This window comes from Saprospiraceae bacterium (assembly GCA_016710235.1).
Taxonomy (GTDB): Bacteria; Bacteroidota; Bacteroidia; order Chitinophagales; family Saprospiraceae; genus Vicinibacter.
Map to the genome: position 1 here is coordinate 3234480 of JADJLG010000001.1, position 13258 is coordinate 3247737.

Sequence of the window (13258 nt, forward strand, 5' to 3'; positions counted from 1 at the left end):
AGAACCGTTTTTATCTTATAACTACCATTTTACGTGTAGCAATAAATTCGTTTGTATCGAGTTGATAATAGAGAATACCATTGATTCCTGATTGAATCTCTATTTCTTTACTATTCAGACCTTTTTTACCATTAATCTGGTATTCGACAATCGATTTTCCGGAAACATCGTATATACTGAGTTTGACCCACTGATCATTCGGTAGTGTAAAACTGATTACTGATTTTCCAGAGAATGGATTTGGAATATTCTGATAAAGTTCATAAGCAGAAGCACTTGATAAATGCTTACCTCTTTCAGCAATAACTACAGTTGATACATCTTCTCCAACATACCATTCGGGTGTCAATCCATATTCGTAAGTATTGATATCAGACGGAACAAATATGCCAGAAACTTTAGGTACGAGTTGCAAGTAGAAAAGTATTTCACCTGATTGTACCTGTTGATTGTTTTCTGAATTCCAACTAATATTTACCAATCCATGTTTGTCACTTACAATATGATAATTGCCATCATTTATCTGGAATGCTCCAGGAGTGATTTGTAGTAGATCAAACTTTTCAGTATTCCATATTAATGTTGTTTGAAATCCTTCAACCTTTCCTGCTGATCCTGCATAAACCGGAACTTGCAATATTTTATTCAATGCAGTTTGCTGCGTTTCCAATTCAAACTTCATTGTAGTGTTACTGCGGATGCCGGTGTTTGAATGGAAACCTGTCACTGCTTCTCCGGTGACGTCACCAATTTTTATTGCGCGGAAATTATAGTTTCCAGGATTTCCGTATACATGAATAAAATCATTGTATTCATATGGTTGATGAATATCCCAAGGATAGGCTGCATCAACAAATTCCCAAGATGGTCTTCCTTCAAACTTTAATGTAACTCCAAGTATTAATTTCCTCAATTCAGAAATATCACGCGCAGTAACACTCTTTGAGTTATTTGGATCTGCTGCGATCATATCTGCGGGATCTGAGAATTCTTCAATACCAAGAATGTGTTTCTGAATTTTTACGATATCCTTTGTTGAAACTCCGTTCAGGAAATCTTTATTGAAAGTTGGTTTCAACAAATATTCCTTTGTAGTATTCATAGTAGGGAATGCATAATGGCCCTGGTCATTTGTCATTGCCTGATCCAATACATTTTGATTTACATCGGATATACTGACGGGAACATTAGGAGCCGGTTTGTTTGTATTGATCATGATAGCGCCACCAATGTTGGTCAAATTTGTAATATCCGGACACACGCCATCATTATCCTGGAGATAAATTTTCGTTACACAAAAATCGTAGTTACCTTCAGAATCAAACACATAAATAGTAACAGGTAATGTATCCGAAATTCCGTTTTCAATATCTGCACAAACAAAAGTCTTGAAACTATCTCTTACATTCCTCGAGAAAGAAAACTTCAATAAATTGTTTGGAGTACAATTGTCGAAGCTACCCAAATTAAAATCCTTTGCCCATACAGTAGTTCCACCAGGAGCCATTATTACAGTCACTATTCCCGGATTGCAATATGGTGTTGGTTGCTTGCAGTCACGAACCACAAAATTATTCGTACAAGTACTTCTGTTTCCGCATCTGTCTTCAACAGTCCATGTAACAGAATAGCTACCTGAGGTCATAGTTCTTGTGAAGTTCTGAGAACTTCCTGTATACAATGCTGTGCCTGCAGAATTTTTGATGACATAGGACCAAATCAAGTCAGTTTTTGAACAAGAATCTACAGCTGTAACTTGTTGAGATACGGTCATCGAGCAACCAGAGAGAATGCAAAAAGTATCATTGCGATTGCACTGCTGAGTGAAAATTGGAGCTTCACGATCAATAATTTTTATTACTTGTGTATGATAGAATGTCGCTTTTGTTGGATTAGTATGATACAAACACCAATCAATAACGGTCCATCTTCTCAATATTTTTGCGCATACACCGTCAACGATGTTAAATTCCAAATCTTCGAAACCTGCTACCGGTTGATTACAACCATCAATATTTATATATCGAGGTTTTCCAAGTATGTCTGAGCTAATATCTGAACTACATCCATAAAGAATAGTATCTCTTGGGAATATAATATTGCTTTCTTCCAGAGGAGTATCGTCCACAACCGTAATTGTTTGTGTACAAGTTGCTTTCAATAAACCACCATCTGTTGCAGTAAAATGTCTATAAATATTTCCTATATTGCATGAATTCAATTGATTGTCAACAATTGAAGATAATGTTGCTGAACAGTTGTCAGTGAAAGTTGCTGTACCAAATACTGCCAGATTGGATAAATCTCTTGTACAGTTTACAGTAACACTAGAAGGACAAGAAATTGTCGGCTCAAGTTTGTCTTGAACTTGAACATCTACCATGCACTCACTTTTATTTGCTGTTGTAGTAGAAAGACCATCTCTTACTTCCAAAACTACACTTACGGTTCTGCCTACATCAGAGCAACAGAATTCAACATTGTCACCAAAATTTGTATTGGAACATGCATTTGCATTCGCGCGTTTTACACGCAAATAAACCTGACTACAATTATCATGACTATGATCGTTAAAAGATGCAGCCGGCACAATTGATCTGCCGTTCGAACCAATTGAAACAACGGTTTTTTGTTGACAAACTGCGACTGGTGGAGTTAGATCTCTTACAAAAATATCAAATGCACATCGCGTTGAATTTCCGCAACCGTCTGTAATAGTGTACACCAACCACTGACATCCGGCAGTTAAATTACTTAACTGATAAGTGCCATCTGCGAGTTTTGTCACCACACCTTGACCTAGAATAGCTCCAATCGCATTGCAACTATCAGGATTTGCTGGTATAAAATGCTGAACTGTATAAGTCCATCCTGAACACCCTTCATTGATCACATAAGGACGAGTACCATCATTCTGGCCGGCATAATCCTCAGGTACAGGAGCAATAATTGAAGCACTGCAAGTCCATGGATTCGTATCGATATCTCTAACAGTAGTAGGACAAATCATAACGGGAGGATGTGTATCCACTACTTTGATTTGTTGAATATGCGTAAAGTGTCGGGCAGCACACCAATCTATCACAGTCCACTTTCTCAACAGCTTGTATGAACCTTTGCAAACTTGTATGGTATCATCTTGAAAATCATACTGAATATTACCACAATATGTTCCTTCAGGCTTTCCTGTACCAGCTACTGTTGTATCAGGTAAATAATATTTAGGATCAGCAGGATTATCAGCAAGATGATCCCAGCTTCCATTACATTCTAATGCGGGTGCATTTCCTGGTAAGCCATCGTAATGAGGAGGAAAGATGATATCTGCAATAGTACCTCGTTCCAAATCAATTGTATCTCTACAACAATATTGATATCCAACAGAATCTTGTACACACCACAGTCTGTAGACAGTAGCACTAAGTACTGTGTTACTACATCCGTGATTGACTACGCTATCGCGATAAGTTATGTAAACGATTCCGCAAGAATCAACGCCTCTGACAGTCCATGGTGATGTGGTAAAATTCACATTTGCAAAATTTACCGGCATACCGATAATGCGAGGATCTAAATTTGCAGCACATGAAAATGTATCCCTCGGATGACAAGTCAGTGAAGGTGGATTTTTATCTTCTAATCTGAGAGTTCCCCAGCAAGTATTATTGCAAACAATATTTCTTACACTAACGGTTAATTTCTTTCCGATGTAATTTTTATTTAAAGGCAAACTCACTCTCTTGTTGCCATCATAAATGCTTACATCATAAAAGCCAAGAGCTGCACATTCAGTGGATTCTCCCTCAAGAACCATAGTAGAAAGTACGTCTGCCTGACACATACTATTGACAGAAAGCTGTACATCATTATTACACGCCAACTGACAATTCGTCCAGCAGTCAGGAAGTAAAGCAACATTGGAAACTGCTTCAACCGGAGGAGGTGGCCCTGGCGGGATCTCGTTCAACACTGTTGCAGTATTTCCAAGTGTTCCTGCTCCTGCAGCGCGCGGGTTAATCTCTGCAATTAGTTGATAAGTCAATGTATCTCCTCCCAACATTATTCCATCATTGATGGTGATATCAGGATTTGCAATTGTCCCATCGTATGCACCATTTAAAGTGGGAACTGTAACGGTTGGTGAGCTGTACACCACTATGGGTAATCCTACCAACTTTACAAATTTCGTCCCAAGGTTGGTAGAAGAACCAATCGCGTCGGTTACTACTATATTACCAGTTATAATGCAGGACGGATTTTGGACAATCATGATGCGATACGTTGCATCAATATTGCCCTGAACTCCACTTGATGCGGGAGTTACTCCAAGCAATGTTTTAGTTACAGTATAGCATTGAGCATAGGTCTTGCTCAAACTAAACAACATCAACACAGCGAAGAGATAGAATGACAAAGCTCTTCTATCGGTTTTTAAACAGATCTTTGCATTCTCTTTGATGAAAGAAAAAAGATTCATCTTGGTTAAGTTTATTTTTGTAAAATATTGTTTCATTTTTTTTACAATTTTGAATTGACAATTTCTGAGATCCTCAAACGGTCCTTTTGAGTGATCAAGATCAAGAAGTGGGGAGTGTGCTTCTTTTAATTGGGGGTAGAGAAGTAGTTTTTCATTTTAGACAGATCTGAACTATTAACCAGCTCAGATCTGTCCTACACTATCTTGGATTTTAATCAATAAGGATCATCTTTCGGACTGCTCTGAAATTGTTCACTTCGAGCTGATAATATAGAATCCCTGAATAAGCCAATTCTTCTTTATTTAATTCTACGGTATGATATCCTTGCGTGAAATATTTAGAAATCGTACGCAATTTTCTACCATTGACATCCATAATTGTCAATTGTGCATTTCCATCTTCCGGCAACTGGAATGATATTGTAGTAGATTTTGAAAATGGATTTGGTTGATTCTGGAATAGGAAAAAGCCAGGTTTAACCAATTGATCTCCACGCACAAAATCCAATCTCAAATCAGCCGCTTCACTATTCATATCATATGCTTCAGCAGCAATACTTCCAGTTTTCAGGACCAAACAACTACTTAAATTCGCAGATTGCAATCCTTCCAATTTTATCTTGAACAGTGCACGGTCTGCTTCAAAACCATCCACCTGATCAAAAGATATTCGAATTACACCTTCTGATAATCTGTTTAGATTCAAGTTGTAATCATGAAGGGAAATAGTACCATTTTCTATTTCAAGGAATTTTACTTTTTCCGGATCAAACTGCAGTTCCATCTGCAAACCACTCAGTCGAGTTTCGCTATTTATCATAAATGGAACACTAATTAGCTTTCCTGCTTCTACCAATTCATCTTGAATATTCAGTCCCCATTTTTCTCTTCGTGCCTGACTACCATTGAACAAATTTGTTCTTGCATTTCCTGACAGATCACCTATTTTAACAGCTACAAAATTGTTATTCATTTGATCTTTATCCAGATTATTATATGCAAAACTTTCTTGCAAAGGCCATGGATGCATAATATCCGCAAATTGTTGCTGAGAATTAATAAATCTCCATGATGTATTTCCTACAAAATTCGTTGTCACACCCAGGATTAATTTTCTCAATTCGGAAATATCACGAGCTGTGATACTTTCTGAATTATTTACATCGGCTGCTACAACTTTATATGCTGATTTCAATTCTGCAATACCCAAAATATGCTTTTGAATGAGTACAATATCTTGTGTAGAAACTCCATTCAAAGGATCATCATTTTTGTATGCACTCACAGAATAGTTGTCTTTCATCGGCAATGACAAGAATGTATATTGACCATGTGAAGTCTTTGCATTCTTTGTCATAGTATGCGTCTCATTGCTGATATTGACGTCAGTATTTTCCATCATTGATGATGATTCATTAAATACGCTACCACCTAAGTTAGCAGTAAGATTATTGCTTCCGCCTCCGCCATTAAAATTATCAGGGCAAGCATCCCCAGCACCATCTTGAAGCACAATCTGAGTAGTACAATAGTCAGAATTATTATCTAAATCCCAAACATATATTGTCAACACACTATCTCGTGACACGCCGTTTGGAATATCTGAACATTTGAATGTACGACCGGAGTCAGCTTTATTAGGCGAGAAGGAATACAATAATGAATAATTTGGAGTACAATTATCAAAACTATTCACATTGAAATCTCTTGCCCAAACGCTAACTTCTCTACTTGAAGGCATGATAACAGTGATGATGCCTGGTCTACAGACTGGAGTGGGTTTCTTCGCATCGCGAATTCTAAATATTGCAGGACACGATTTTTTATTTCCACACAAATCCTCAACTGTCCACGTAATTCTATGCTCGCCATTCGGATATACGCCACTTGCATTGTTGCCATTACCTGTGATAAGGTTCGCAGGATTCTTAAACAACTCTATTTTATAGCTCCACTTCAAATCTGCAGCAGGTGTACAATCATCCGTTGCAGAAGCAGTAAGATTTACAAAATAGTCACAATCGTTTTCAGGATTGTCTACAACCGGATAACTACAACCGGTGACAAAATCCGGCAAAACAGTATTGGTTACCTTGATAACTTGAACTGTGTCCCAAATTCCGGTATTTAAAACCTTATTATAGTTACACCAATCGATAACAGTCCATTTTCTTAAAATCTTTAAACAGACTTTTTCGACTACATTGAATGTTTGATCTTCGTAAGTTGCGACTACATCTGCACATCCATTTGTCGCAGACCATGACGGTTTTCCAGTATAATCAGGCAATGTAGATCCTTTGCACCCTGAGAGTATAGTATCTCGTGGCCAGGTAATTCTTTGATTTCCATTGAAAGGAGAGTAATTGACAAATGTAATTGTCTGAGTAACTGGTGTTACTGAGCTTGAAGCATCTCTGAATGTAAATGTTCGTGAAATAGTTCCTACCCCACATGAATTTAGAGAATAACTTACACTATAACCTGGGATCAGTTGACAATCTTCTGAAACTAATCCATCCTTACCCCAAATTCTTGGTTGTACATAAAGAGGATTTCCCGGATCATTGACAACGATATTTTGTCGTGCCGCTTCTGATGTTCTATAGACACCAAAACGATTTAAGTTTGTTGTATCCGTACCACAACTCACAGTGATGTCTGGAAGAGTAGCTACAATAACCGGTGGGCGCTTGTCAACCAAATTAACCTGCACCATACATTCATTGTAATTTCCACTCTTGTCATAAACTCTGAATACTACAATATTTGGATTGGTCAATACATCTGAACAACAGAATTCTACAAAATCCCTAAATGATGTATCGCTTACGATCGGAGACGAACAATTTCCAGCATTCATTCTTCGCACTTGAAAATGAGATATCTCACAATTGTCATGAGACCCATCATCGAATGTTTCTGCAAAGACTTTTGCACTGCCATAGTCAGTCAAGGTGACATTTGTTTCAAAGTCACAAACTGCAATCGGTTTTGTTTTCTCCTGAACCTCTACGTCTGCAGTACAAACTGAGCTGTTGCCACAGCCGTCCGTAGCATAAAATTTAACCCATGAGCAACCGACAGGTAGGTTGGTTACTTTCACGCTGTCTCTTGCTCCACCTGTAGCTTTTATAATTGTAATCCCAGTTGTGGATTCATTGGTTGTAGTATTTGTAGGTGGTGCAACGCATGTAGGCGATCCTCTGACTACTTTCACTTGCCAAGTAATGGAATTCGGATTGCATTCTGAAAGAATAGATGGAAATGCTACAGTTGCTTCACCTTCACAAGAACTGGACAATGTGCTGACTTTTTTAGTCGTTGCACAAGTCAAAACAGGACTCTTATCGTCCACTATTTTAATAATTTGAATACATTTTGTATCACGCGCTGTACACCAATCTGCGATGATCCACTCTCTCAAAACTTTGTAAGTTCCTTCGCAGGCACGTATTCTTAAATCTGTATAAGTGAAATCAAGATTGCGACACGATATTCCTCCAGGATAACCTGTATAAGATGGATGAGGATTCCCTTTTGTGTCCAACGGATAAGAAGCCCCGCATGGAATAACCGCATGATTACCTGGAAGTCCGTCCCAGTTAGGTGGGCAAATGATGTCGGTTAGAACAGCTCTGCGGAGATAAATTGTATCTACACATCGTGCTGTCCTCCCCACTCCATCTGTGGCCAGCCAAGACCTGAAGATGGTATCTATATATGTACTTGGTGGAGGGCAATTCACGTGAGCCGTCCTGTCACTGTAAGTGAGGGTAGTTGCACCACAATTGTCCACCAATGTACTTGTAATTGTATAAGTATTTGTACCTGACGACACCGGTGTACCCGCACCTGGTGCCAGTGGGAATCCCAAAGCAGCCGGTGAAGTATTAGCACTACAACTCACGGTATAATTCTTACACAACAAAGTTGGGTCTAACTTATCTTCTATGCGAAGTATACCCCAACAAGAGTTGTTCGAGCAACGGTGTCTTGCCGTTACCTCAAGGAATTTCCCCTTGTATGAAGCCGGTACCATAGGGCTTGTCGGGATGACAAGACCTGTCGATTGGTCTTTGATAATGATTTCAAATTCTTGATAATTATATGCACCTTTTAAGACCAAATCCGGAGTAACAATCGCTTGGCAAAATTCATTAAGTGAAATATTTACCGTATCGTTACACGCAGCCTGTGGTGCAAACTGCGAAGAGACATGGACTCTGAATGTATCACTACATACAACTGTAGTATTGTTCAGAGAAAAAACGTAATCGCCAGGTGCTGCCCAGCTTAAAGTAACCCGTCCAGTAAATGCATTTATATTAATGGTCGTACTCCCAACTATATTAGTGGAAGTCCAACTATGTGCTGCATTAAAAGGACTAATGGTGTCAACAAAGGATGCACTTCCTCCTACATCACTACAAATGAATGAAGGAATGGAAGAAAGGCCAAGATTATTACATCTTTGGGCATTTGTGTCTCGAGGTACTAAAAACGCCCCTGCGCACAATACCAACATCCACAGCCATTTCTGGCGAAGAACATGTGTAAGATTTGGTTTTTTCATAAAAACTTTTAGTTTTTTAAAATTCGTTTTTGCCAATTAATAGTCTGATGATCTGCATGCACAGACCATCCTCCTTGGGAGTAATTTGTTGCGGGGGGCAAACGGTATAGAACAATCCTGGCTTCCGCCAATAATTATCCTATGATTCTGCTCAAAATTGGCAAGGAATGTTCCAAAAAAAGTGCTAATTCAGTTACTCTTTATTAAAAAACCTGATATGAATAAATTAAATAATCCACTAATGTATTAGAGATTAATATTGGATAGCTTACGAATTAATCTTAGCCCATATCCATAAAAAAAAAATATGTAAAAGATTACTCTTGATGATTTAGCGAAGTCAAATAATTTAAATTCCTGAGGCAAAAGCAGTTCTTTAACAAGAATTGTGCGACTAGATGTTCGATTGGAAAAAGCAAAATGTTCGACTTAAGAATCGAGTGTTATTCAAATCCAAAAATTAACTGGCGGTTTGTGACAAAACTATGAATTCTGCTTGCAAATACAAACAAACTATTGGTACTCACCAATTAATAAATAGTGTAAATAGATAATATAACTTAAAAATTCAGCAGAAGGCTAAAGTAGTGAGAATACAAGCCTACTCCTGTGTTTGCAATGTTGGTCATGGCATAATCCAATGAAAGTTTCTTTAACTTGATACCAACCCCTGCTGATGGATACATTGATAGTTCCCTGTCACCAGAATTATCTTCTTTTAGAACCCTCTGAATATTATTTACTCCTGTCCTGAGATATACTTTATTGTACAAGCCGCACTCGAGGCCAAGTCTTGGATCCATGGCTATCTTGTCACCACCAATCAAACTCGCCGCGGAGCCATTATTAGAAATTTCCAAATCCAATTCCGGAACGAGGTTATAGTTAGCTCCAAATTGAAATTTATACATTCCGGCAAGAATCAATTTTGGCAAGGTATACTCAACACTGCTGGTAGGTACCTCATTATTAGTTTGATAAAGCACTGCCTTTTCTTCCTCTGTAAAACTAAATTTATATGCATTGAAAGTTGTGGTAATGTCTCTTGCCATAGCGCTCACTTTAAATTTGCTACTCACTTGATAACTTGCACCTAAGTCAAATCCAAAACCGAATGCGTTTGCAAAAGATCCAAAATTTCTAAATATGACCTTGGCATTTACACCAACATCTAATTTAGCTTTGGGGATATGTCTACCATAAGATCCAATCAGAGCATAATCCGTTACACTAAATTCTTCAATTCTACTATAATCAATGCTCCCATCAGAACCTCTAAGACGCAAGGTATTGGGGATGTTGTCTATTCCCATCCTTATCAAGGAAATTGCTCCAAATGATTTATCAGCATCTCCAAATTTTTTGCCGAAGCCTAGATAATCATATTTCCCAATACCAGAAAACCACTCTGCATGCTGAGCCCCAACCTGAAAATTACTCCCAACTCCGACCAAATTTGCAGGATTCCAATAAGCTGCATTCACGTTGTCAGTGGAGGCGGTCACAGCTGTACCCAGGGCCATGCCTCTTGCGCCTACTCCAATGTTTAGAAAATCATTGCTAAATTTAGGTGCTTGTGCTTGCATTTCATTTACTAGCAAAATCATGCAACAGGCAAGCTTAAGTTTTATCATTTTCATATTAGCTTATACTTTTATAATCCCACAATTTTCCTCAGAAAGCTTTTCTCCTATTTTAATTTCAGCGCAGTCGTTCTTTCGGAATAGGGACAATTTTCAAACGACAAATATATGATATTTTATTTTAATATATTGTTTCTCAAAGAAATAACGCACCATTGAACCGGAAATTATGTTCTTAACAAAGTTTCAAATCTTATGCGAGTTCTCAAAGCAGTATCACTTCCTTTGATTATGGAGTACTGCATGGACCTGAATACCATCCTCATTTCCAAATTCGTCTGTTATCCAAAAAACATGGTTGCCGGGATCAGGGACACAGGCCATTTGATGTTCTCCTGAAGTTTGACCTAGATATTTGCCATCCATATACCAATACAAACTTGCCCGCGGGTTACTATGAGTCGCCAAGAGTACTATAGGATTTTGGACACCATCAAGATCAACCGGCAGAAGTACATCTACTCCAGCAGGAGGGTATATGAACTTTACCTGCTTTTTGGTGGAAATAACATCACCCAGACAATCAGCACGAACCGGAGGAATAGCAATATAATCCGGGTGATTGAGTTTATAAAAATACTCCATAGCCGGTGGCAGGTGGAAAAAAACTTGTTCGGTTGGATTTGGTTCGCATTGCCTATATACTCTATGCAAGTTTTCTTTATCGGTTAAGACCTGCTCATGAAATGGGCATATCGTTTCAACAGATGATTTCAATGGAATCCACGTGCTATCAGTTTTATTGCAATACTCTCCTGACAGGAACCCACTTTTAGAGCATAAACTGATTTGTTTCAAATCATTGTACGGCACTCTAGCCGTATACTGATCACCTAAGCTTACCATGATGGATTCCATCAAAGGAGCTGCAGTATTCAGACCAATTAACCCAGGTCTGCTCCTACCATCGCTGTTACCTACCCAACATACTACTGTATATTTTTCGCCTATACCCACGCACCAGGCATCTTTAAAACCAAACGAGGTCCCTGTCTTCCAAGCAATCTTTCCATAGAGGAAATGAGACTGATGCCCAATCGTAGATCTATTTCCCGACATTGCTTCTAACATATTAAATATTGCTCCCGCCTTCAGAATATGTTCAGAATGAAAATCCTGATTGGAACCTTCATGTTTTGATCTGATAATGTTCAAGTCGGGTTCATTTGTATTAGGATAACTGTTATTGTCTAGGAAATATTGGTAATCATACACCAATTGGCTGTAAACCTTTGCCAAATCCCAGGCGCTAATTTCTGCACCACCAAGTATCAATGCAAGACCATAATAGTCTGCACGATCTCGCAATCCAGTAAAACCCAATTCTTTCAAATATTGCAAAAAAGCGGCTACCCCGAATTCTTGCAACATTCGTACAGATGGAATATTCAGTGATTGTTGAATCACTTCATCCGCAGGAACTGCTCCCTTATAATCTCTGGAAAAATTTTCAGGTTGAAACCCGGCGATATTCATCGGTATGTCAGGCAAAAGCATTTTAGGTGTAATTAAACCGCGCTGACACATTGCAGCATACAATAATGGTTTCAATATGCTCCCTGAACTTCGGATAGCGGGAATCATATCCACCCAATAGTTTTTGACAGGAATTGTATCTATAATATTGCCTAAATAACCACACACATTTCTACTTGAATTTTCAACTACCATCACTGCTGCATTTTGAATATCATTTTGTCTCCAAATTCTAGAAAAACGCAGGGTTTCTTTGAGAATTAGTTGCTGAATATTCTCTGAAATAAAAGATTTGAATACGTGTTGACTAGGATACTTCTGCATTAAGCTATAAAGAAGATGCGGTGCTTTGCTTTCTTGAATTTTTACACGAAATGGAATTGATTCTAAGGAGGACAACTCAAACTCATCCTGCGAAATAACTTGGTCTCTTCTCAGGGCTTCGAGTAATTTATTCCTTTTTAAAAGTAACTTATCTTGCTGAACTTTACTATTGAAAAGAGAAGGGCGATTGGGTAGGACCGAAAGTAAACAAGCTTCAGAGAGGCTCATTGATTTTAACTCCCGCCCATAATACTTCCAAAATGCGGATTGCAATCCAACTACATTTCCTCCATAAGGCGCTCTTTGAGAATATAGATATAATATTTGTTTTTTTGAATTCAAAAATTCGAATCCAATTGAATAAATACATTCTTTGACCTTATTTATCATATCTCTTCCAGCCTGATGTCGAAAAAGCTGCACAGTTTGCATAGTCAATGTACTACCACCTGACACTACCTTTCCAGCCATTAAATTTTGTTTGGCAGCACGAATTAATGAAATAAAATCAATCCCTAAATGTAGATAAAATCTCTTGTCTTCGTAAAACGTCAAACATTTTTCAAATACATGTGGTATACTGTCATATATTGGAATTGCCCAATTACCCTGTGGAGATGTCCTGGCTGATAATACTTTTTCTTCCTGATCCAGAAGTATAGGTGAATACTCAATATTATCCTCAAGTTGAAATGCTGAAATGATCGAAAACAACCATACAAAGTAGCATAGCCAAATTATTTTATACCACATCGAAATTCA

The 13258-nt window shown here is 38.1% G+C and carries 4 protein-coding genes; all 4 read right to left on the reverse strand.

Features of this window, described 5'->3' with window-relative positions; all coding sequences use genetic code 11:
* Positions 1-10 precede the first annotated feature (10 nt).
* On the reverse strand, positions 11-4513 hold the full coding sequence (locus tag IPI99_12880; protein MBK7341405.1) for a T9SS type A sorting domain-containing protein: 4503 nt from the start codon (positions 4511-4513) through the stop codon (positions 11-13).
* A gap of 175 nt (positions 4514-4688) precedes the next feature.
* Positions 4689-9053 (reverse strand): T9SS type A sorting domain-containing protein, encoded by a 4365-nt coding sequence (locus IPI99_12885; protein ID MBK7341406.1) that lies wholly within the window; start codon positions 9051-9053, stop codon positions 4689-4691.
* 560 nt (positions 9054-9613) lie between these two features.
* A complete protein-coding gene (locus tag IPI99_12890) occupies positions 9614-10687 on the reverse strand; it encodes a PorV/PorQ family protein (GenBank protein MBK7341407.1) in 1074 nt (357 codons plus the stop codon).
* 225 nt (positions 10688-10912) lie between these two features.
* Entirely contained in the window at positions 10913-13249 is a 2337-nt protein-coding gene (gene pbpC / locus IPI99_12895) for a penicillin-binding protein 1C (protein MBK7341408.1), read from the reverse strand.
* Positions 13250-13258: the final 9 nt, after the last annotated feature.

What these genes read in the sequence shown, in the direction of transcription:
- IPI99_12880 (MBK7341405.1), bottom strand. Translation starts at nt 4,513, where the DNA reads ATGAAACAATATTTTACAAAAATAAACTTAACCAAGATGAATCTTTTT.
- IPI99_12885 (MBK7341406.1), bottom strand. Translation starts at nt 9,053, where the DNA reads ATGAAAAAACCAAATCTTACACATGTTCTTCGCCAGAAATGGCTGTGG.
- IPI99_12890 (MBK7341407.1), bottom strand. Translation starts at nt 10,687, where the DNA reads ATGATAAAACTTAAGCTTGCCTGTTGCATGATTTTGCTAGTAAATGAA.
- pbpC (MBK7341408.1), bottom strand. Translation starts at nt 13,249, where the DNA reads ATGTGGTATAAAATAATTTGGCTATGCTACTTTGTATGGTTGTTTTCG.